The organism is Sphingomonas changnyeongensis, from assembly GCF_009913435.1.
Classification (GTDB): domain Bacteria; phylum Pseudomonadota; class Alphaproteobacteria; order Sphingomonadales; family Sphingomonadaceae; genus Sphingomonas_B; species Sphingomonas_B changnyeongensis.
In genome coordinates this window covers 1,316,011-1,335,974 of the sequence record NZ_CP047895.1, presented here as the reverse complement: position 1 = coordinate 1,335,974, position 19,964 = coordinate 1,316,011, and the positions used below count along the sequence as shown (strand labels likewise).

The window sequence follows — 19,964 nt, the reverse complement described above, 5'->3', positions numbered from 1 at the left end:
CAGGAGAGGCATGTCGCGTAAGCCCGCCCCCGCCCGCCCGGGCGACCGCAGCCGCATCGAGGTCGTGTTCGACCGGCCTCAGCTCCTTGGCCAGCTGTTCGGCCATTACGACCAGAATCTGGTCGCCATCGAGAACCGGCTCGGCGTCTACATCGCCGCGCGCGGCAACAAGCTGCAGATCGAGGGCGAGGCCGAATCGATCGCGCGCGCGCGCGACGTGCTGACCGGCCTCTACAACCGCATCCTGCGCGGGGAGGAGATCGACACCGGCACGCTCGACGCGGTCATCGCCATGTCCGCCGAACCGACGCTCGACGGGATCATCCGCGCCGATGTCAGCCAGCCGCCGCAGGTGATGATCCGCACCCGCAAGAAGACGATCGTCCCGCGTTCGACCACCCAGATCCGCTATATGGAAGCGCTGGCGAGCGACGACATCATCTTCGCGCTCGGCCCGGCGGGCACCGGCAAGACCTATGTCGCCGTCGCCCAGGCGGTGCAGCAGCTGATCGCCGGATCGGTCGACCGGCTGATCCTGTCGCGCCCGGCGGTCGAGGCCGGGGAAAGGCTGGGCTTCCTGCCCGGCGACATGCGCGAAAAGGTCGATCCCTATCTGCGCCCGCTTTACGACGCCCTCTATGACATGCTGCCGACCGAACAGGTCGAACGGCGGATCGCGAGCGGCGAGATCGAGATCGCGCCCATCGCCTTCATGCGCGGCCGCACCCTGTCCAACGCCTTCATCATCCTCGACGAGGCGCAGAACACCACGCCGATGCAGATGAAGATGTTCCTGACCCGGTTCGGCGAGAACAGCCGGATGGTGGTGTGCGGCGATCCGCGCCAGGTCGATCTGCCCGATATCGGCAAGTCTGGCCTGCCCGATGCGGTCGCGCGGCTGGACGGCGTCAGGGGCATTTCGATGATTCGTTTCGGCGCCGCCGATGTCGTGCGCCATCCGCTCGTCGGGCGGATTGTCGAGGCTTATGAGGGCGAGGGCGCCTGATCGATGATCGACGTGGCAGTGCAGGTCGAGCCGGACTGGCTCGCGGCCGGAGACGCGGAAGCCGGCACCGAATCGGCCTGGGAGGCGCTGGCGGAACGCGCGGTGCGCGCGGCGCTGGCCGTCACCCCCGATGCCGGGCTGGCGGCGGGCGATACCATGGTCGAGGTGTCGGTCAGGCTGGCCGGCGATGCCGAGGTGCATGACCTCAATCTCAGCTATCGCCAGAAGGACAAGCCGACCAATGTGCTGTCCTTCCCGATGCTGCCGCCCGACCTGATCGCGGCGATCGCCAGCGCCGACACCAACACCGATGATGGCGAGGTGCTGCTGGGCGATATCATCCTGGCACACGGTGTGTGCGCGGCCGAAGCGGCCGAAAAGGGCGTGAGCCTTGGCGCCCATGCCAGCCACCTGATTGTTCACGGCCTGCTCCATCTGCTAGGCTATGACCATCAGGACGCGGCCCAGGCCGACGCCATGGAAGCGCTGGAGGGCGAAGCCATGGCGGCGCTCGGCCTGCACGCGCCCTATCACAGGGACGAACCGTAACCAGATGCCAGAGGATTCCAGTAGGAACGGCCACGCCGGCGAGACCGGTGGTGGCCGCTTGTGGAAGGGCCTGCGCGACATGCTCTTCGGCGCGGACAGCGAACCCACGCTGCGCGACCAGATCGAGGAAGCGATCGAGGAACATGAGGGCGAACCGGCCGAGGCCGGCGACCTCAGCCAGATCGAGCGGCAGATGGTGCGCAACCTGCTGCATTTCGGCGAGCGCAATGTCCGCGATGTCGCGGTGCCGCGCGCCGACATTATCGCCATCGACGAAGCGGCATCGTTCGATGCCGTGGTCGCCGCCTTTGCCGAGGCCGGGCACAGCCGCCTGCCCGTCTATCGCGGCAGCCTGGATACCGTTGTCGGCATGGTGCATGTGAAGGACGTGTTCGCGATCCTTGCGACCGGCGGTGCGCGCCCGGACGGCATTGCCGGGCTGATCCGCGAGCCGCGCTATGTGCCGACATCGATGGGCGTGCTCGACCTGCTCGCCGAAATGCGCGCGACGCGCACCCATCTGGCGATCGTGGTCGATGAATATTCGGGCACCGAGGGGCTGGTGACGATCGAGGATCTGGTCGAGGAAATCGTCGGCGACATCGAGGATGAGCATGACGAGGCCCCGGTCGCGGCGCTGATCGCGCTAGGCGACGGGGTGTGGGACGCCGATGCGCGTGCCGAGCTGGAGGATGTCGCGGCCGAACTCGATCCCCGGCTGGCCGAGGTCGAAGAGGATGTCGACACGCTGGGCGGGCTGACCTTCGTGCTCGCCGGCCATGTGCCGCAGCCGGGCGAGATCGTCGAACATGCGAGCGGCTGGCGGATCGAGGTCGTGGCCGGGGACCAGCGCCACGTCACGCGCGTCCGCCTGCATGCGCCGGCGGAGAGCACCTGATCGGTTCCAGCTGGCCGAGCCTGCCGCTCCACCGGCCGCAACTTTGCCACCGGCCGCCCTGTCCCGGCACTGCAAAGCTTTGCAGAATCGGCTGCGGCTGATGAAACCAATTCGTCACAGACGTTAACGAAAGCTATTTCCCTGCCGCCCCGGTTGGTGGCAGGGGCAGTGTTACGAAGGCGGTCAACGTCCTTCGGGTCGCCGGGCGCAGCATTGTGCCCGGATGGTGCCGCCGGCCCCTCACACCCCTGGCCGGCGGCACCTTTTCCTTAGCCCGGTTCGCGTGCCGGTGCGCCAACCCCGATGATCATCCTGTGTTGCTGATCCAGCCGAATCCTGGCTGCTCCGCCCCGCCCTGCTGCGCCCCGTCCTGCTCCGCGCAGCATCGGGTGGTTCCACTGCGCCCGGAATCGCTCTAGACCGCAGCCATGTTCGCCCGGATCCGACGCCCCCTCATCTTCGCCGTCGCGGTGCTTGCCGCGCTTGTCATCGGCCTCATCCTCTACACCGGGCGCGACAATGCCCGGCTGGCCGAAACCGATCTTGCCGGCGTCAAACCAAGCATCCAGCCGCCCGCGACCGAGCTGGTGCCGGTGATCAACATCGCCGAACCGACCGACTGGGGCAACGAGACGCCCAAGGCCGCGCCCGGCCTCAAGGTCACGGCCTTTGCCACCGGGCTTGATCATCCGCGCTGGATGACGCTGCTGCCCAATGGCGATGTGCTGGTGGCCGAAACCAACGCGCCGCCGCGCCCGCAGACCGGGCTGGTCGACCGGATCATGGGCCTGTTGTTCGCCCGTGCCGGCGCGGGCGGCAAATCTGCGAACCGCATCACCCTGCTGCGCGATCGTGATGGCGATGGCCGGGCCGAAACCCGCTCGGTGCTGGTCGAGGGGCTGAACTCGCCGTTCGGCATGGCGCTGGTCGGCGACCGGCTCTACGTCGCCAACACCGATGCGCTGGTCGTCCTGCCCTATCGCACCGGCGACACGCGCATCACCGCGCGGCCCGAAAAGGTCGTCGACCTGCCCGGCGGCTATAATCACTGGGCGCGCAACGTGATCGCCGACCCGGCGGGCAAGCGGCTTTATGTGACCGTCGGCTCGGCCAGCAACATCGGCGAACGCGGCCTTGAGCTCGAAGAGCGCCGCGCCGCGATCCTCGAGGTCGATCCGGCGACGCGCAGCCAGCGCATCTATGCCAGCGGCCTGCGCAACCCCAATGGCCTGGCCTGGGAACCGATCAAGGGCGGGCTGTGGACCACGGTCAACGAACGCGACATGATCGGCGGCGACGGCCCGCCCGACTATATGACCAAGGTCGAGTTCGGGGCCTTTTATGGCTGGCCGTGGAGCTATTGGGGCGGCTATGTCGACAAGCGCGTCCGGCCCGAACGGCCCGACCTGCTCGAATATACCAAGCGGCCCGATTATGCGCTCGGCCCGCACGTCGCCCCGCTCGGCATCGCCTTTGCGACCAGCGCCGATCTGGGGCCGGATTATGAAAACGGGGCCTTTGTCGGCCTGCACGGCTCGTGGAACCGCAAGCCGGCGTCGGGCTATAAGGTCGTATTCGTGCCGTTCGGGGCCGATGGCTGGCCGGTCAAGGATCGCAAGCCCATTGACCTGCTGACCGGGTTCCTGACCAAGGATGGCAAGGCGCGCGGCCGCCCCGCCGGGGTGATTGTCGATGGCAAGGGCGCAGTGCTCGTCGCCGACGATGTCGGCAACCGCATCTGGCGGGTGAGCCGGTAAGCGGAACCGCTCAGGGCGTTTTCGAGCCGGGCGAGAGCGGCCAATCCGAATGCAATCGGATCGGCCGCCCCGAAGCTTGCCGCTCACCCGGCTGACGGCCAGTCCGTCAGCCGGCAACGGCGCGCAGGCGCACCGCCGGTCGGCGGCGCAGCGCAGCGCCCACACCGCCAAAGCCGAGCAGCATCAGCGCCCAGGTCTGCGGCTCGGGGATAAACGCGCCGGTCGCCTCGCGGGTGTAGACAAAATTCCTGATTTCAAAGGGCCGCCGAATGCCACGCGGTTCAAACAACTCCACTTTAGCCCACCAATAAGCTTCGCCTGCCGCGTCACCCGGAGCAAAGCTCAGAGAGTAGATTTGTCCGGCATTAACTTTTAACTCCCGGATCAGGAAACCATCTCCCCACCAGTCGTCAGAACGAACCTGCAAAACCCCATCAACCGAAGGACGGAAGTCCATAGATACAAGATCAAATCGGTATATTTTACCGCCCGAACCCGGATAAGCCTCCACGCCGCCAAAGTGGGTGAACAGCGTCCAGTCGGAATAAAGAGTGATCGTTTCAACCGCCGCGCGCGCCGGCGCGGTGGCTGCAAAGACCATCAGAAAAAATGCGACGATGCGCCTGATCAGCATTTGACTTCCCCCTTTTTAACCAAGGGAAGACTATCACAGCTTCATCTGGCCGAAAACGCTGCCCGGCACGGCCCTGTCAGGTCGCGAACAGCATCGCGTCGTCGGCAAAGGCCTTGAACTCCAGCGCATTGCCGCTGGGATCGCGGAAGAACATCGTCGCCTGCTCGCCCGGCTGACCCTTGAAGCGGATATGCGGGGCGATGCCGAACGCGATCCCCGCCGCCGCCACGCGATCGGCCAGCTGCTGCCACTGGTCCATGGTCAGCACGACGCCGAAATGCGGCACCGGCACATCATGGCCATCGACCGGGTTGGTCGCCTCCGCTGCCCTTGCGGTCTCGCTCAGATGCGCGACGATCTGGTGGCCATAAAGGTCGAAATCGATCCAGTGATCGGCGCTCCGCCCCTCGCGACAGCCGAGCACGCCGCCGTAAAAGGCGCGCGCCGCGGCCAGATCATGCACCGGAAATGCAAGGTGGAACGGCCGGATCACAGCGCGCCCCCGCGCCTGCCGGTATCCGGGCCGGTGGCCGGGGCTGCGGGGGCAGGCGGCGGCGCCACGATCCGCGCCATCAGCAGGCAGGTCCGCGCCTCGGCAATCGGCAGCGGCGTCAGCGCGATCACGGTCTCGACCTCGCGGCCCAGCAGCGCACCCACCTGTTCGCGCGTCATGCCGGTTTCGCTGACAATCGCTTCGCCGACCACCTCGGCAAAGCGCGCGCCATCCTCCTCGAGCGAGGGCAGGTCCTTGGCGGCGGCGACACCGCTGCGCTGGGCATTGGCGACGATGGCCAGCACCGCCAGACACCGCGCCTGAGCGGCGCGGGCGGGCGGAATGGCGGCAGGGGCAGCCGGGGCCGGATTGACCGGCATGGCCTGGACGAGAAGCGGCAGCAGCAACTGGATCATGGCCCCTGATGCCGCGTTGCAATCGTCACAGGCAAGGGCGATATGCGGGCGCCGTGCGCATCCCCGCTCCTCCCGCCGCCGGCTATGCCATCCTGTCCACGCGCGCGGCGCTGCTGGCAGCACTTGCCGCCGGCGCGGCATCGGCAACGGGCTTTGCGCCGCTCGGCTGGTGGCCGGTCGCGCTGATCAGCCTTGGCCTGTTCGCCCTGCTGGTCGGCACCGCGCCCGGCCGGCGCAGCGCCTGGGCGCGCGGCTGGGCATTCGGCATGGGGCAGTTCACGCTCGGGCTGAACTGGATCGCCCATGCCTTTACCTATCAGGACGCGATGCCGCACTGGTTCGGCTATCCGGCGGTGGCGTTGCTGTCGGTCTATCTGGCGGTGTTCCCCGGCCTTGCCGCGCTTGCCGCCTGGCCGGCGCGGCGGCATCCATACGCCTTCGGCCTCGCGCTCGGGGCAAGCTGGATCGCCGCCGAATGGCTGCGCGCGCATCTGTTCACCGGCTTTGCCTGGAACCCGGTCGCCGCCATCTGGGCCGATACGCCCGGCCTCACCGCCGTCCTGCCCTGGATCGGCACCCATGGCCTGGGCGGGATCACGGTGGCGGCCGCAGCGCTGGCCGCCGCGGCATTCGGGCGCGCGGCCGGGAGAACGGGCTGGCAGCGGCGCGTGCCGGCTTTGCCCGCCCTTCTCCCCGCCCTTCTCCTCGTCGCGCTCGCCCTGTTGCCGCTTGCCCCGGCGCAGGTCGCGCGCGGCCCGGCGGTGCGGATCGTCCAGCCCAATATCGATCAGGCCGCCAAGCATGACGAAGCGGCGCAGATCGACCATTTCCGCACGCTCGCGCGGCTGACCGGCACCCCCGGCCCGCGCCCCGGCTGGTGTTCTGGCCGGAAGCGGCGATCGACAATGGCTATTATCTGGCCGAGGATCAGGGCCTGCGCGACTGGCTGGCGCGGCGGCTGGGCCCGCGCGACCTGCTGCTGACCGGCGGGGTTGCGCTGGAATATGGTAAGGGCTGGCGCGCGGTCGGCGGGCGCAACAGCGTGTTCGTGCTGGGCGCGGACGGGCGGATCCTGGGGCGCTACGACAAGGCCCATCTGGTGCCTTATGGCGAATATCTGCCGATGCGTGCGCTGCTCGAACCGCTCGGACTGTCGCGGCTGGTGCCGGGCGATCTGGATTTCTGGCCCGGCCCCGGCCCCGCCTCGCTCGACCTGCCGGGCTTTGGCCGGGCGGGATTCCAGATCTGCTATGAAATCATCTTCCCCGGCGCGGTCGCATCGCGGGCGGCGCGGCCCGATTTCCTGTTCAACCCGTCGAACGATGCCTGGTTCGGGCGCTGGGGCCCGCCCCAGCATCTGGCGCAGGCGCGGCTGCGCGCCGCCGAGGAAGGGCTGCCGGTCGTGCGCGCGACGCCGACCGGGATTTCGGCGCTGATCGGCCCGTCGGGCGAGGTGATCGCCCGGCTGCCGCACAGGACGATGGGGGTGATTGACGGCCATCTGCCCCGGCCGCTGCCGCCGACCGCCTTTGCACGGCTTGGTAACCTTCTTTCGCTGATGGTGGCCCTCGTCCTCGGCGGATTGGCGATTGTCAGCGCACGTCGCGCCCGCTAAGGGCGATGCAAGACATAAACATGTCTTTATATGCGGCCTCACCGCCGCGCCCACAGCCAGGATCCGTCATGCGCTCCACCTATCTCTTCACGTCCGAATCGGTGTCCGAAGGCCATCCCGACAAGGTCGCCGACCAGATTTCCGACGCGATCGTCGATCTGTTCCTGTCCAAGGACCCGGAAGCCCGCATCGCCTGCGAAACGCTGACCACGACCCAGCGCGTCGTGCTGGCCGGCGAGATCCGCTGCCGCGGCGTCTATGAAAACGGGGCCTGGGCACCGGGCGCCGAGGAAGAGATTGAGCGCACGGTGCGCGAGACGGTGAAGCGCATCGGCTATGAGCAGGACGGCTTCCACTGGCAGACATTTGCGTTCCACAACCATCTGCACGGCCAGTCTGCGCACATCGCGCAGGGCGTCGATGCCAGCGCCGAAAAGGATGAGGGCGCGGGCGACCAGGGCATCATGTTCGGTTTCGCCTGTGACGAAACGCCAGACCTGATGCCGGCCACGCTCGACTATAGCCACAAGATCCTCGCCCGGCTGGCCGCCGACCGCCATGCCGGCACCGCGCCGTTCCTTGAGCCGGACGCCAAGAGCCAGGTCACGCTGCGCTTTGAAAATGGCCGCCCGGTCGCGGCGACCGCCATCGTCGTGTCGACCCAGCACAAGCCGGGCTATGACCAGGGCGAAAAGGAAGCCGAGCTGCACGCCTATGTGAAGAAGGTGGTGGCCGAGGTGCTGCCCCAGGGCTTCGTCACCAACGAGACGGTGTTCCACATCAACCCGACCGGCAGCTTCGAAATCGGCGGGCCGGACGGCGATGCCGGGCTGACCGGCCGCAAGATCATCGTCGACACCTATGGCGGCGCGGCCCCGCATGGCGGCGGCGCGTTTTCCGGCAAGGATCCGACCAAGGTCGACCGTTCGGCCGCCTATGTGTCGCGCTATCTGGCGAAGAACATCGTCGCGGCCGGTCTGGCCCGGCGCTGCACGATCCAGCTGTCCTATGCGATCGGCGTGTCCGAGCCGCTGTCGCTTTATGTCGACACCCATGGCACCGGCACCGTCGATGAAGCCCGCATCGAAGCGGTGCTGCCGACGCTCGTCCGGCTGACGCCCAAGGGCATCCGCACCCATCTGGGGCTGAACAAGCCGATCTACGGCCCGAGCGCCGCCTATGGCCATTTCGGCCGCACCCCCGAGGGCGATTTCTTCCCCTGGGAACGCACCGATCTGGTTGAAAAGCTGAAGGCCGCTCTGGCCTGATCCCCTGCCCCGCCGGTGCGGCCACCGCACCGGCGGGCCATGGTGGTGCCGATGCGGGCGTGACGCCGCCCCTTCCCTTCCGGCCGTCTGCTGCGTGCGCCGCCCGCTTCTGCTAGGGTCGGGCATGGCCCTCATGTCCCTGATCACCCTTGCCGCCCTTGCGGCGGCCCCGCGCCCGCCCGCAGCAGGGTTCAGCCCTGCCGAGCGGACCGAGATCCTGAAGGCCGCCGGCGCCGTGCGCCGCGGCGCGGCCTGGGTGCTGTGCGCCGACGATCCCGGCCCGGTCAGCGCCACGATCCGCGCGGTCGATCTGAACGGCGACGGTCGTCCCGAAGCCATTGTCACCGAACGCAGCCGTTTTTGCGCGCCGCGGACCGGCTGGCTGCATGCGGTTCTGGCCCGCGCGCGTGGCGGGGGCTGGCAGCTGCTGGCGCGCGGCGAGGGTCAGCTGCGCGTGATCGGCCGTGCGGTCCCCGGCCAGTGGCGCGACCTGCGCGTGACCGGCGCGGATGCGCCCGTCATCCTCAGCCATGACGGCTCGGTCTATCGCCCGCGCTGATCGCGAGCGATGCCGGCATCCGGCCTTGCCATCCGGCCTTGATTGCCCGCGCGACTGCCCATAGGCGTCGCGGCGATGACCGATCCGCTTTCGATCCGCCGCCTTTACGGCCGGGCCAAGGGCCACAAGCTGCGTGCCGGCCAGGCGCTGCTCGTCGAGGAGACGCTGCCGCGCGTCGCCGTGCCGGAGGATGGCCCGCTCGACGCCCAGCGCCTGTTCGGCGCACCCCGGCCGCTTGAGTTCGAGATCGGCTTCGGGGCCGGCGAACATCTGGCCGCGCAGGCGGCGATGCGGCCCGGCCATGGCTTTATCGGCTGCGAACCGTTTCTGAACGGCGTCGTCGGCGCGCTCGCCAAGATCGAGGATGAGGAGCTGGCCAATGTGCGCCTGCACATGGGCGATGCGCTGGGCGTGCTCGAACGACTGCCCGACCACAGCCTGGAGCGTGTCTATCTGCTCCACCCCGATCCCTGGCCCAAGGCGCGCCATGCCAAAAGGCGGATGGTCAATCACGGCCCGCTCGACCTGATCGCCGCCAAGCTGCGGCCCGGCGGCGAGTTCCGGCTGGGCACCGACGATCCGACCTATTGCCGCTGGTCGATGATGATCATGAACGCGCGCCGCGATTTCGTCTGGCAGGCGGCAACCGCGCAGGATTTCCTGACCCGGCCCGACGACTGGCCCCAGACGCGCTATGAGGCCAAGGCCCGCACCAAGGGCCATGAAGTCTGGTATTTCCGCTATCTGCGCGTGTGACCGTCAGCCCGGCATTCTCGACGCCGCTGCGCGGAAAGTTGCCAAACGCGCCAAGCCTCTGATTTCGTCGTTCGTTTCATGTTCGGCACAGCTGCGGAACATGGCAAGGCGCATCTGCGGCGCGCACAGATAAAATATGTCCTCCGCCTCGGGCAGCGTGTCGGCGGGCGCGGCATCCCCAGCGGGACTACCGGCGGTCATCGCCATGCCCATCTAACTCAGCAGATTTGCCAGCCCGACCGCCGGGCTGCCGTCACACCGCCCCGCCGTCATGACGTCAACCCGTTGCCACCGCACCGGGGCGATGCCCGGCCAGCGCGACGCCGACGCAGCGCGCGGCATGTGCATCGAGTTCGGCCGGCGACATTGTGGGGCCGCTCAGTTCCCACATCAGCACCGGCCAGCCGCGCAGCAGCCCGAGTAGGTCGCTGGCCGTCTGTTCGGGATCGTCGATCGCCAGCCCGCGCGCGGCGAGCGCGGCGATCAGCGCGGTAAAACGCGCCTTGGTAAAGGCGATGGCATGGACGAGGAACAGCTGCCCCAGCTCCGGATGACGTTCGCGCTCCATCGTCACCAGCCGGTGGGTGTTGAGCGCTTCCGGGTCGAGCACGAGATCGAGGAAACGCCGCGCCGCCGCGGTCAGCAGCTCGGCCGGGGTGCCGCCCGCTGACGGCAGATCGAAACTGCCGAGCACCGTCTCGCATTTGCGGGTGACGGCGGCGGCGAACAGCTGCGCCTTGTCGCCGAACCACGCATAGAGCGTCGGCTTGGCGACCCCGGCGGCGCGGGCGATCGCGGCCATGCTGGTGCGTTCAAATCCCTGCGCCAGAAACAGCGCCTGGGCGGCGGCGATCGCCGCATCGCGCCGCGCCGGATCGGCGGGCCGTCCGGGGCCGGGCGCGCGCGCAGCAGGATCGGGCGCAGCAGGGTATGGCAGGCCGCTCATGCCGCCAGACTATCTTTTTTGAACCGATGGGTATAGTTTTTCATCCGAACCGATTCCGCGCGGGTCGGCAGCGGCATCGGCACGGGAACCGGCAGGGGGCGGACAGACCATGACAGGGTGGACAGCACAGGCGCATCGGGGCCTCGTCATGGCGCTTGCCCTGGCCGGGTGCAAGGCGGCCCAGCCGGCCCCCGCGCCCCGGGCGGAACCGGTGCCGGTCCGGCTGGTCCGGGTCGGTGCGGACAGCGGGGCGATGGCGACGATCACCGGCACCGTCCGCCATGCCGAGGAAACGCCCCTCGCCTTCGCCCAGCCCGGCCGGGTGCGCGACGTGCTGGTCGATGTGGGCGACACGGTCAGCGCCGGCCAGCTGCTTGCCACGCTCGAGACCGGGCCGGCCGATGCCAATGCCGTGGCCGCCGCCGAGGATGCGCGCCGCGCGGCGCTGGAGCTGGCGCGGCTGCGCACGCTCGCCGGCCAGGGCTGGGTGACACGCGCCCGGCTGGAAACGGCAGAGGCCGGTGCCGCCGCCGCCAATGCCCGCGCCGCCGCCGCCCGGTTCGACCAGCGTTACGCCCGCATCCACGCGCCGGGCGCGGGCGTCATCCTTGCCCGCACGCTCGATCCCGGCGCGATCGCCGCGGCGGGCAGCCCCGTCCTCACTTTGGGCGATGCGCGGGGCGGGCTGGTGTTCCAGCTGCCGCTGACCGACCGGCAGGCGGCGGCGCTCAGGCCCGGCACCCCGGCCGAACTGCGCCTGCCGGCACTCGGCCCCGCCCGGTCGCGGGCCAGCTGCGCCGGATCAGCGGGCGCGGCGACCCGGCGACCGGGGCATTCATCGGCGAAATCGCCCTGCCCGCCTTGCCCGGCCTGCGTTCAGGGATGATCGGCACCGCGCGCATCGTAACGGGAGGTGCGGGCGGCGGAACCGGCGGCGCGGCGGTCATCCCCGCCACCGCGATCTTCGCTGCACGCACCGAGGAAGCGTTCGTCTATGTCCATGATCCCCGCGCCGGCCGCGTCCGCGCACGGCTGGTGCGGATCGAGGCGATCGGCGAGGCGGGCGTGACCCTGTCTGCCGGGTTGAAGGCCGGGGAAGCGATCGTCGCGACCGGGCTGGACCGGCTGCGCGACGGCGCTCAGGTGCGGGTGGTGCGGTGATCGCGCGCATCACCGGCTTTGCGGTCACGCGCTGGCAGGCGACGCTGATCGTGTTCGCGCTGCTTGCAGCACTTGGCATCCAGGCGTTTCTCGCCATTCCCCGCTCGGTCGACCCGCATTTCCCGATCCCGGTGGTCGTGATCGTCGCGATCCAGCCGGGCGCGGACCCCGCCGACATGGAGCAGACGGTCGCCAAGCCGATCGAGGAGGTACTGCAGGGGCTGGACGGCATCGACCGGGTGCAGTCGCGCGCGACCGACGGTCAGGCGGTGGTGACGGCCGAGTTCGCCTGGTCGACCGATCCCGAAAAGGATTATGACGAGGTGGTGCGCGAGGTGAACGCCATCCGCGCCCAGCTGCCCCAGGGGCTGCAACGGCTCGAGTTCCGCAAGGTCCGCACCACCGAAAGCGCGGTCGTGCAGTTCGCGCTGGTCAGCGATACCGCCTCGTTCCGCCGGATGGAAAAGGTCGCGCGCGACCTGCGCGACAGCTTCACCCGCGTCCCCGGCGTGCGCGGCGCGCGCATCTGGGGGCTGCCCGTGCCCGAAATGCGCGTGGCGGTCGATCTCGGCCGGCTGGCCGAGCTGCGCCTGCCGGTCAGCGCCGTCACCGACGCGCTGCGCGCGGGCGGGGCCGACCTGCCGGCGGGGCGGTCAGCGTGGGCGACCAGAGGTTCAACGTCCGCGCGGGCGGCGCCTTCCGGTCGGTCGAGGAACTGCGCGACACGCCGCTGCGCGCGGGCAATGGCAGCGTGGTGCGCGTCGGCGACGTGGCCGAGATCGGCTGGGCATCGCCCGAGCGCACCCATGTCACGCGGTGGAACGGCAAGCGCGCAATCTGGCTGACCGTCACCCAGAAGGACCGGGTGAATGTGCTCGACGTGCAGCGCGGGGTGATGGCGGCGGCCGAGCGTGCGCGGCCGTTCCTGCCGCCCGACATCGCGCTCGTCGCCGGGTTCGACCAGAGCCGCGACATTGCCGACAAGCTCGGCCAGCTCGGCCGCGACTTTGCGCTGGCGCTGGCGCTGGTGCTGATCACGCTGCTGCCGCTCGGCCTGCGCGCGTCGCTGGTGGTGATGATCTCGGTCCCGCTCAGCCTGGCGATCGGCGTGCTGGCGATGTGGCTGGCCGATTACACGCTCAACCAGCTGGTGATCGCCGGCTTCATCCTGGCGCTCGGCCTGCTGGTCGACGATTCGATCGTCGTCGTCGAAAACATCGCCCGGCGGCTGCGCGGCGGGCTGACGCGCGGCGAGGCGGCGCTTGCCGGCACGTCGCAGATCGCGGTCGCGGTGCTGGGCTGCACCGGGGTGCTGATCTTTGCGTTCCTGCCGCTGGTTTTCCTGCCCGAGGGGGCGGGCAAGTTCACCCGCGGCCTGCCGCTCGCGGTGATCGCGACGGTCGCGGCCAGCCTGATGGTTTCGCTGACCATCGTGCCGTTTCTCGCCAGCCGGATCCTGCCGCGCACCGAAGGCGCGCATGGCAACCGCATCCTGCAATGGGTCGAGGGGGGCATCCACAGGCTCTACGCCCCGGTGCTGCACTGGGCGCTGGAGCGGCCATGGCGGGCGCTTGGCGCGTCGATGGCGCTGTGCGCGGCGGCGATCGGCCTGGTGCCGATCATCGGCACCAGCCTGTTTCCATCCGCCGACACCCCCTATTTCCTGGTCGAGATCGAAGCCCCCGAAGGTGCCGAGACCAGCCAGACCGACCGGGCGGTCCGCTTTGTCGAACGCGTGCTGGCGGCCGAGCCGGACGTGACGACGCGCCTTGCCAATATCGGCCGCGGCAATCCGCAGGTGTTCTACAATGTCCGCGAGATCGACCAGCGCAGCAATATCGGCGCGGTGCTGGGCGTCATGGACCGCTGGGACCCCGATGCCGGCCCGGCGCTGATCGGCCGCATCCGGGCGCGCTTTGCCGCCTATCCGGACGCGCGCATCACCGTCACCCCGTTCCAGAACGGCGCGCCGATCGCCGCCCCGATCGCCTGGACCGTCTATGGCCCCGATCTTGCCGAGCTGAAGCGGCTGGCGGGTGCGGTCGAGGCGGCGCTCAAGGACACGCCGGGCGCGCGCGACGTGCGCAACCCGCTGGCGCTCGATCGCATCGACCTGGATCTGGGCCTTGATGCCGGCAAGGCGGCGCTGCTCGGCGTCGCGCCGGGGCGGCGCGGCGGGTGGCGCGGCTGGCGCTGGCGGGCGAGCCGGCGGGCCGGTTCCGCGATGCCGAGGGCGACAGCTATGACGTCGTCGTCCGCCTGCCGATGGGCGAGCGGCACAGCATCGCCGCGCTCGAACAGATCCATGTGCCGACAAATGCCGCGCCCGGCGCGGCCATCCCGCTGGCGCAGATCGCGCGCCCGCGCCTGTCGGCGGGGCCGGCCCAGATCACCCGCGACCGCCAGCAGCGCAGCGTGCAGGTGACCGCCAATGTCCAGCTGGGCGCGCTCACCTCGCGCGTCGGCGCGGCGAGCGCGGAGCGGATCGCGCGCATCAAGCTGCCGCCCGGCTACAGCATTGCGGTGGGGGGCGAGGCCGAAGCGCGGGCGCGCAGCTTTTCGGGGCTGGGCGGGATCATCCTGCTGACCGTGTTCGGGATCATGGGCGTGCTGGTGCTGGAGTTTGGCCGGTTCAAGGAAACCGCCGTGGTCGCCGGCGTGATCCCGCTCGGGCTGTTCGGCGGGCTGGTCGCGCTGTGGGCGAACGGGCTGTCGCTCAGCTACACCGCGATCATCGGCTTCGTCGCGCTCATCGGGATCGAGATCAAGAACTCGATCCTGCTCGTCGATTTCACCGCCCAGCTGCGCGCCGAGGGCATGGCCCTGCGCCCGGCAATCGAACGCGCGGGCGAGGTGCGCTTCCTGCCCGTGCTGCTGACGAGCGTGACGGCGATTGGCGGGCTGCTGCCGCTCGCTTTGTCGGGATCGGGCCTTTATGCACCGCTCGCCTGGGTGATCATCGGCGGGCTGGTGTCGTCGACGCTGATGTCGCGCATCGTCACCCCGTCATGTATCTGCTGATTGCGCGCGGCGAGGAACGGGCGGCCGCGGCGACGGGCATCGGGGGGCAGGCCGCCGCCCCCGCCCCTTGACCTTTGGCACCGGCACCCGAAATGCAGGCCGCGTGACCGATCAATCCCATCCCGCCGCGCCGCTCGACCGGCGCGGCCTGCTCAAGGCTGCCGGTGCCGGGCTGTCGGCCCTTGCCCTGCCCTGGTTTCCCGGCTGGGCGCAGCCCGTATCGGCGGGGCTGGCGACGCTGCCCGAGCTGACGGGGCCGGACGTCACGCTGCGCATCGCGCACCAGATGATGATGGTCGATGGCCGGCCGCGCCACGCCATCGGCATCAACGGCACGGTGCCCGGCCCGCTGATCCGGCTGAAACAGGGCCAGACGGCGCGGCTGACGGTGATCAACGAACTGGACGAGGACAGTTCGATCCACTGGCACGGGCTGCTGGTGCCGTTTCACATGGACGGGGTGCCGGGCGTGAGCTTTCCCGGCATTCCGGCCGGCGGGCGCTTTACCTATGAGTTCGCGCTGCAACAGGCCGGAACCTATTGGTATCACAGCCATTCGGGCCTGCAGGAGCAGATGGGCCATTACGGCCCGCTGATCGTCGAGCCGGACGCGCCCGACCCGGTGGCGGCGGACCGCGAGCATGTGATCCTGCTGTCGGATTCAAGCCCGATCCACCCGCACATGATCATGCGCCGCCTGAAGCAGATGGGCGGTTATTTCAATTATCAGAAGCAGACGCTGTTCGGCCAACTTGCCGGGCGCGACCAGAAAGCCGCCGAGCGCGCCGCCTGGGGCGGCATGCGGATGGACCCCGCCGACGTCGCCGACGTGACCGGCGCGACCTACACCTATCTGGTCAACGGCCATGGCCCGGCCATGCCCTTTGCCGCGCTGTTCAAGCCGGGCGAGCGCGTCCGCCTGCGCGTCATCAACGCCTCGGCGATGACGACGTTCAACCTGCGCATTCCCGGCCTCGCGCTCGACATCGTCGCCGCCGACGGGCTGCCCGTGCGCCCGGTGACGGTCGACGAGTTCCAGATCGCGGTTGCCGAAACCTATGACGTCATCGTCCGCCCGGGCGATGACCGCGCCTATGCGCTGGTCGCCGAAAGCGTCGACCGGTCGGGCATGGCGCGGGCCGTGCTTGCCCCCCGGCCCGGCATGATGCCCGTCTTCCCCGCGCTCCGCCCCCGGCCGCTCGCGACGATGAAGGACATGGGGATGGGCGGGCATAACGGGGGCGGGCATGGCGGGAGCGGGCATGACGGGGTGGGTGCCGCCGCCTGCCCGCCCGAACATGCGGCGATGGGCCATTGCAGCCCCGCCGCGCCGGCAGCCCCGATGGACCATGGCATGCGCGATTTCAGCCTCGCGCCGCCGACGGTGCGCCGCACGCCGACCGTCCAGTCCATCTCGCCCATGCCGGTCGACCGCACCGGCGAGCCGGGCCAGGGGCTGGCGGATGTCGGCCACCGGGTGCTCACCTATCGCGATCTGGTGTCCGCCACCCGCAACCCCGATCCGCGCCCGCCCGCGCGCGAGATCGAGATCCATCTGACCGGCAACATGGAACGCTATATGTGGGCGTTCGACGGCGAGAAGCTGTCCGAGGTCAAGGCCCCGATCACCTTCCGCGCCGGCGAACGGGTGCGCGTGACGCTGGTCAACGACACGATGATGGGCCACCCCATCCATCTCCACGGCCATTATTTCGAGCTGGTGACCGGGCATGGCGACCATGCGCCGCGCAAGCACACCGTGCAGGTGCAGCCGGGCGGCAAGCTGAGTTTCGATCTGACCGCCGATGCCGTGGGCGACTGGGCGTTTCACTGCCATCTGCTCTACCACATGCATGCCGGCATGATGCAGATCGTCTCGGTGCGCCCCGATTCCGATCGCGCCGCCTGATGCCCGCGCTGATCCTGACCGTTCTGGCCGCCGCCGCCCAGCCGCAGCCGCAGCCACAGCCGGCGGCGGCCTGCCCGCCCGAACATGCCGCCATGGGCCATTGCACGCCGGCAGCACAGGCCCCCGCTCCGCCGCCCTGCCCGCCCGAACACGCGGCGATGGGCCATTGCACGCCGGCACCGCCCGCCGCCGCCCCGCCCCGCCAGCCCGCGCCGCCGCCCGCCACCCCCGATTATGCCGACCGCATCTGGGGGCGGAGGCGATGCGTGCGTCGCGCGCGATGCTCAGGCACGAACATGGCGGCATGTCCTATTCCCAGCTGATGTTCGACATTGCCGAGCTGCAGCTGCGCGGCGGCCGCGACGGCTGGCGGATCGAGGGCGAGGGCTGGTTCGGCGGCGACATCAACCGCCTGCTCGTCCGCTTCGAGGGCGAGGGCGATCTGGGCCGCGCCGCCGAACAGGTGGAACTGCAGGCCGTTTATTCGCGCGCCATCGGTCCTTATTTCAACCTTCAGGCCGGGCTGCGCCACGATGTCCGCCCCGATCCGTCGCGCACCCATGCGGTGTTCGGCGTGGAAGGCCTTGCGCCATATTGGTTCGAAATCGAAGCGCTCGGCTTTCTGTCGACCAAGGGGGAGCTGACCGGCCGGTTCGCCGCCAGCTATGACCAGCGGCTGACCCAGCGGCTGGTGCTGCAGCCACGCGTGGAGCTGAACCTTGCCGCCGCCGCCATTCCCGAACGCGGGATCGCCGCCGGCCTGTCGGACGGCGAGTTCGACCTGAGGCTGCGTTACGAGATCGCGCGCGAGTTCGCCCCCTATCTGGGCGTCTCGTTCGGGCGGCGCTTCGGCCGCTTCGCCCGCGCGGCGGGCGAAGGCGGCACCGAAACGAGCGTCGTCATCGGCCTGCGCAGCTGGTTCTGACGGTCGCGCTCAGCAGGCCCGCCACCACCAGACGCCGTCAACCGGCTCACGCACCGCGCGCCCGGCCTGTTCGAGATGCTGGAGATGGGCAAGCGTCTCGCCGGTCGCCATGCCGAGCAATTTGTCGTCGATCGCGCGCTTGAACATCACCCCGAAACAATCGACCGCGCGCAGCGGGCGTTCAACCAGCCGGGCATGCAGCCGGTCGAGCGTGCGCAGATGCCCGTCGGCGAGCGCATCGAGCCGGGCATGGAGGCCGGTGAACACCGCGCCATGCGCGGGCAGCACCAGCAGGTCGCCCGGCAGTTCGGCGCGCAGCCGCGCGATCGAGGCCAGCCATTCGCCCAGCGGATCGGCCTCCGGCTCGAGGATCGAGATCGCGACGATCGAGCTGATGCGCGGCAGCACCTGATCGCCGGCGATCATCATGCCGCGCACCTCGTCGACAAGGCACAGATGTTCGGGGCTGTGGCCGCTGCCGATCACCGCGCGCCAGCCGCCGCCCAGATCGTCGCCGGCCTTCACCCGCACAAACCCTTCGGGCATGCGGTGGACCGAACGGGCAAAGCTGCCCCAGCCGCGCGCGGTGGCGGCGGCGATCTGCGCCTCGGTCCAGCCCGCGCCGCGCCAGGTCGCGACCGCCTCAGCCGGCGGCGCGGGCCGCGCATCGGCGCACAGCAGCCGCGCGGTCAGATATTCCCCCCGCGTCATCCACAGGCTTGTCCCGAACTTGGTACACAGCCAGCCGGCAAGGCCGATATGGTCGGGATGCATATGGGTGCAGATCACCCGGCTGACCGGCCGGCCGCCCAGCGGCCCGGCCAGCACGTCGCGCCATGCCTGTTTGCAGGCATCGGTCGGCACGCCGGTGTCGATCAGGGCCAGCCCGTCGGCCTCCTCGACCGCCCAGACATTGATGTGACCCAGCGGCCCGCCCAGCGGCAGGCGAATCCATGACACACCCTGGCCGAGATCGATGATCTCGCCGGGCGCGGGGGCGCGGTCGCCGAACGGATAATCAAGCCCGCGCGCCGTGCCGCGCCGGGGGTGATGGTCGGCCAGCGGCGGAACGCCCGCTTCACGGGCGACGGGAGCGGTGGATGCGGCGGCAGCGGATGCGGGTCGGCGGGCGGGCGGGGCAAGGTCATGCGTCCCCTATCCCGCCCGCGGCCTTGCTTGTCGAGATGGACGGATGCCCCCGCCCATCGGATCAGCGGCGGAACGGATCCTCGAACGCCGGCCGGTCGGCGGTGTCCAGTTCGCCGCGCGCGGCCGCCTCGGCCTCGCGGGCGGCGCGCTCACGCTCGGCGCGCAGCTGTTCGATCAGCGCCTCGCGGTCGCCGGCCAGGCGCTGGTCGGTCGGTGCCTCGATCCCCGCCGCCTTCGCCGCCTTGGCGACGATCGCGTCCAGCTCGCGCTGCGAACACAGGCCGAGCGTGACCGGATCCTTGGGCGTGATGTTGGCGATGTTCCAGTGCGTGCGGTCGCGAATCGCCGCGATCGTGGTGCGCGTGGTGCCGATCAGCTTGGAAATCGCGCCGTCCGACACTTCGGGATGGTTGCGGATGATCCAGGCGATGCCGTCGGGCTTGTCCTGGCGCTTCGACACCGGGGTGTAGCGCGGCCCCTTGGTGCGGCGGACCTGTTCCGGCCCCTTCTGGATGCGCAGCCGGTAATCGGGATTGGCCTGGCCGCGCTCGATCTCGTCCATCGTCAGCTCATGGGCGCGCACCGGGTCGCGCCCGGTCAGGCGCGTGCCGGCGGTGTCGTCGGCAATCGCCTGCACCTCAAGGATGTGCAGCCCGCAGAAATCAGCGATCTGCTGGAATGTGAGCGCCGTATTCTCGACCAGCCAGGAAGCGGTCGCGTGCGGCATCAGCGGCTGAGCCAAGGAAACCTCCGGAAACAAATAGGGCCGCCCCTTCACGGAGCGGCCGACCATGCATCCTCCTTTTTAGTGCGCCGCGCCGCCAGAGGCAAGGACGCAAGCGCGCCGGGCGTGCGGGCCATGCCGGCCGCACTTGACCGGCCGGGGCGCATCCGGTCTTGCT

General features: G+C 69.8%; 22 protein-coding genes and 1 pseudogene. 16 read left to right on the top strand and 7 right to left on the bottom strand.

All coding sequences use genetic code 11. The annotated features are described in order from the left end of the window. The first annotated feature begins 10 nt into the window (after positions 1-10). The 4 genes from GVO57_RS06595 (at position 11) to GVO57_RS06580 (ending at position 4,210) form a co-directional block, all read left to right on the top strand. A complete protein-coding gene (locus GVO57_RS06595; RefSeq protein WP_160592488.1) occupies positions 11-1,006 on the top strand; it encodes a PhoH family protein in 996 nt (331 codons plus the stop codon). Between the two features lie 3 nt (positions 1,007-1,009). After that, positions 1,010-1,555, top strand: coding sequence for an rRNA maturation RNase YbeY (gene ybeY / locus GVO57_RS06590; RefSeq protein ID WP_160592487.1), 546 nt, complete (start codon positions 1,010-1,012; stop codon positions 1,553-1,555). 4 nt (positions 1,556-1,559) lie between these two features. Further along, positions 1,560-2,453: a hemolysin family protein gene (locus tag GVO57_RS06585; protein WP_160592486.1), complete on the top strand. Its 894-nt coding sequence runs from the start codon at positions 1,560-1,562 to the stop codon at positions 2,451-2,453. Between the two features lie 428 nt (positions 2,454-2,881). After that, positions 2,882-4,210, top strand: a complete 1,329-nt coding sequence (locus GVO57_RS06580) for a PQQ-dependent sugar dehydrogenase (protein WP_160592485.1) — start codon at positions 2,882-2,884, stop codon at positions 4,208-4,210. Between the two features lie 106 nt (positions 4,211-4,316). Here the strand turns inward: GVO57_RS06580 and GVO57_RS06575 are convergent, their stop codons facing one another. The 3 genes from GVO57_RS06575 to GVO57_RS06565 all read right to left on the bottom strand — a co-directional run bounded on the left by GVO57_RS06575 (position 4,317) and on the right by GVO57_RS06565 (position 5,753). Continuing rightward, a complete protein-coding gene (locus GVO57_RS06575; RefSeq protein ID WP_160592484.1) occupies positions 4,317-4,844 on the bottom strand; it encodes a PEPxxWA-CTERM sorting domain-containing protein in 528 nt (175 codons plus the stop codon). Between the two features lie 76 nt (positions 4,845-4,920). Next, positions 4,921-5,337, bottom strand: coding sequence for a VOC family protein (locus tag GVO57_RS06570; protein ID WP_160592483.1), 417 nt, complete (start codon positions 5,335-5,337; stop codon positions 4,921-4,923). Next, positions 5,334-5,753 carry a hypothetical protein gene (locus tag GVO57_RS06565; RefSeq protein ID WP_160592482.1) on the bottom strand — a complete coding sequence of 140 codons (420 nt, stop codon included), beginning with the start codon at positions 5,751-5,753 and terminating at the stop codon, positions 5,334-5,336. Before GVO57_RS06565 ends, GVO57_RS06570 begins: the two co-directional genes overlap by 4 nt. 53 nt (positions 5,754-5,806) lie before the next feature. Here GVO57_RS06565 and GVO57_RS15410 point away from each other — a divergent pair, with 53 nt between their 5' ends. The 5 genes from GVO57_RS15410 (at position 5,807) to trmB (ending at position 9,951) form a co-directional block, all read left to right on the top strand. Further along, positions 5,807-6,736: a hypothetical protein gene (locus GVO57_RS15410; RefSeq protein ID WP_327785551.1), complete on the top strand. Its 930-nt coding sequence runs from the start codon at positions 5,807-5,809 to the stop codon at positions 6,734-6,736. Continuing rightward, entirely contained in the window at positions 6,631-7,368 is a 738-nt protein-coding gene (lnt, locus tag GVO57_RS15405; protein ID WP_327785550.1) for an apolipoprotein N-acyltransferase, read from the top strand. The genes GVO57_RS15410 and lnt overlap by 106 nt, the downstream gene beginning before the upstream one ends. Before the next feature lie 68 nt (positions 7,369-7,436). Beyond that, positions 7,437-8,636 carry a methionine adenosyltransferase gene (gene metK, locus GVO57_RS06555; protein ID WP_160592481.1) on the top strand — a complete coding sequence of 400 codons (1,200 nt, stop codon included), beginning with the start codon at positions 7,437-7,439 and terminating at the stop codon, positions 8,634-8,636. 124 nt (positions 8,637-8,760) lie between these two features. Then, positions 8,761-9,195 (top strand): hypothetical protein, encoded by a 435-nt coding sequence (locus tag GVO57_RS06550; protein ID WP_160592480.1) that lies wholly within the window; start codon positions 8,761-8,763, stop codon positions 9,193-9,195. A 75-nt stretch (positions 9,196-9,270) separates the two neighbouring features. Beyond that, entirely contained in the window at positions 9,271-9,951 is a 681-nt protein-coding gene (gene trmB / locus GVO57_RS06545; RefSeq protein ID WP_160592479.1) for a tRNA (guanosine(46)-N7)-methyltransferase TrmB, read from the top strand. A 3-nt stretch (positions 9,952-9,954) separates the two neighbouring features. Here the strand turns inward: trmB and GVO57_RS06540 are convergent, their stop codons facing one another. Both GVO57_RS06540 and GVO57_RS06535 read right to left on the bottom strand, forming a co-directional pair. Continuing rightward, on the bottom strand, positions 9,955-10,158 hold the full coding sequence (locus tag GVO57_RS06540) for a hypothetical protein (RefSeq protein ID WP_160592478.1): 204 nt from the start codon (positions 10,156-10,158) through the stop codon (positions 9,955-9,957). Between the two features lie 70 nt (positions 10,159-10,228). Further along, positions 10,229-10,897, bottom strand: coding sequence for a TetR/AcrR family transcriptional regulator C-terminal domain-containing protein (locus GVO57_RS06535; protein WP_160592477.1), 669 nt, complete (start codon positions 10,895-10,897; stop codon positions 10,229-10,231). A gap of 148 nt (positions 10,898-11,045) precedes the next feature. Between GVO57_RS06535 and GVO57_RS06530 the strand changes: the two genes are divergently transcribed. From GVO57_RS06530 to GVO57_RS06510, 7 genes and pseudogenes are all read left to right on the top strand, one after another. Further along, the gene (locus tag GVO57_RS06530) at positions 11,046-11,783 is read left to right on the top strand and encodes an efflux RND transporter periplasmic adaptor subunit (RefSeq protein WP_160592476.1); all 738 of its coding nucleotides are present in this window, start codon (positions 11,046-11,048) and stop codon (positions 11,781-11,783) included. Then, positions 11,780-12,058, top strand: a complete 279-nt coding sequence (locus GVO57_RS06525; protein WP_160592475.1) for an efflux RND transporter periplasmic adaptor subunit — start codon at positions 11,780-11,782, stop codon at positions 12,056-12,058. Before GVO57_RS06530 ends, GVO57_RS06525 begins: the two co-directional genes overlap by 4 nt. Further along, positions 12,055-14,159: pseudogene (locus GVO57_RS15260) on the top strand (efflux RND transporter permease subunit); the annotation flags it as partial. The gene GVO57_RS06525 and the pseudogene GVO57_RS15260, both read left to right, overlap by 4 nt. Positions 14,160-14,236: 77 nt before the next feature. Further along, entirely contained in the window at positions 14,237-15,079 is an 843-nt protein-coding gene (locus GVO57_RS15255) for an efflux RND transporter permease subunit (RefSeq protein ID WP_268830448.1), read from the top strand. 103 nt (positions 15,080-15,182) lie between these two features. After that, the gene (locus tag GVO57_RS06515; RefSeq protein WP_160592474.1) at positions 15,183-16,988 is read left to right on the top strand and encodes a copper resistance system multicopper oxidase; all 1,806 of its coding nucleotides are present in this window, start codon (positions 15,183-15,185) and stop codon (positions 16,986-16,988) included. Beyond that, entirely contained in the window at positions 16,988-17,311 is a 324-nt protein-coding gene (locus tag GVO57_RS14590; protein WP_201752705.1) for a hypothetical protein, read from the top strand. Before GVO57_RS06515 ends, GVO57_RS14590 begins: the two co-directional genes overlap by 1 nt. Next, positions 17,251-17,913 carry a copper resistance protein B gene (locus GVO57_RS06510; RefSeq protein ID WP_201752704.1) on the top strand — a complete coding sequence of 221 codons (663 nt, stop codon included), beginning with the start codon at positions 17,251-17,253 and terminating at the stop codon, positions 17,911-17,913. The genes GVO57_RS14590 and GVO57_RS06510 overlap by 61 nt, the downstream gene beginning before the upstream one ends. 9 nt (positions 17,914-17,922) lie before the next feature. Here the strand turns inward: GVO57_RS06510 and GVO57_RS06505 are convergent, their stop codons facing one another. Both GVO57_RS06505 and GVO57_RS06500 read right to left on the bottom strand, forming a co-directional pair. Next, positions 17,923-18,873 carry an MBL fold metallo-hydrolase gene (locus GVO57_RS06505; RefSeq protein WP_233281514.1) on the bottom strand — a complete coding sequence of 317 codons (951 nt, stop codon included), beginning with the start codon at positions 18,871-18,873 and terminating at the stop codon, positions 17,923-17,925. A 250-nt stretch (positions 18,874-19,123) separates the two neighbouring features. Then, positions 19,124-19,789 carry a DUF1013 domain-containing protein gene (locus tag GVO57_RS06500; protein ID WP_201752703.1) on the bottom strand — a complete coding sequence of 222 codons (666 nt, stop codon included), beginning with the start codon at positions 19,787-19,789 and terminating at the stop codon, positions 19,124-19,126. Positions 19,790-19,964: the final 175 nt, after the last annotated feature.

Coding starts and splice junctions, on each gene's coding strand:
- GVO57_RS06595 (WP_160592488.1), top strand. CDS start 11: ATGTCGCGTAAGCCCGCCCCCGCCCGCCCGGGCGACCGCAGCCGCATC.
- ybeY (WP_160592487.1), top strand. CDS start 1,010: ATGATCGACGTGGCAGTGCAGGTCGAGCCGGACTGGCTCGCGGCCGGA.
- GVO57_RS06585 (WP_160592486.1), top strand. CDS start 1,560: ATGCCAGAGGATTCCAGTAGGAACGGCCACGCCGGCGAGACCGGTGGT.
- GVO57_RS06580 (WP_160592485.1), top strand. CDS start 2,882: ATGTTCGCCCGGATCCGACGCCCCCTCATCTTCGCCGTCGCGGTGCTT.
- GVO57_RS06575 (WP_160592484.1), bottom strand. CDS start 4,844: ATGCTGATCAGGCGCATCGTCGCATTTTTTCTGATGGTCTTTGCAGCC.
- GVO57_RS06565 (WP_160592482.1), bottom strand. CDS start 5,753: ATGATCCAGTTGCTGCTGCCGCTTCTCGTCCAGGCCATGCCGGTCAAT.
- metK (WP_160592481.1), top strand. CDS start 7,437: ATGCGCTCCACCTATCTCTTCACGTCCGAATCGGTGTCCGAAGGCCAT.
- GVO57_RS06550 (WP_160592480.1), top strand. CDS start 8,761: ATGGCCCTCATGTCCCTGATCACCCTTGCCGCCCTTGCGGCGGCCCCG.
- trmB (WP_160592479.1), top strand. CDS start 9,271: ATGACCGATCCGCTTTCGATCCGCCGCCTTTACGGCCGGGCCAAGGGC.
- GVO57_RS06540 (WP_160592478.1), bottom strand. CDS start 10,158: ATGGCGATGACCGCCGGTAGTCCCGCTGGGGATGCCGCGCCCGCCGAC.
- GVO57_RS06535 (WP_160592477.1), bottom strand. CDS start 10,897: ATGAGCGGCCTGCCATACCCTGCTGCGCCCGATCCTGCTGCGCGCGCG.
- GVO57_RS06530 (WP_160592476.1), top strand. CDS start 11,046: ATGGCGCTTGCCCTGGCCGGGTGCAAGGCGGCCCAGCCGGCCCCCGCG.
- GVO57_RS06525 (WP_160592475.1), top strand. CDS start 11,780: ATGATCGGCACCGCGCGCATCGTAACGGGAGGTGCGGGCGGCGGAACC.
- GVO57_RS14590 (WP_201752705.1), top strand. CDS start 16,988: ATGCCCGCGCTGATCCTGACCGTTCTGGCCGCCGCCGCCCAGCCGCAG.
- GVO57_RS06510 (WP_201752704.1), top strand. CDS start 17,251: ATGCGTGCGTCGCGCGCGATGCTCAGGCACGAACATGGCGGCATGTCC.
- GVO57_RS06500 (WP_201752703.1), bottom strand. CDS start 19,789: ATGCCGCACGCGACCGCTTCCTGGCTGGTCGAGAATACGGCGCTCACA.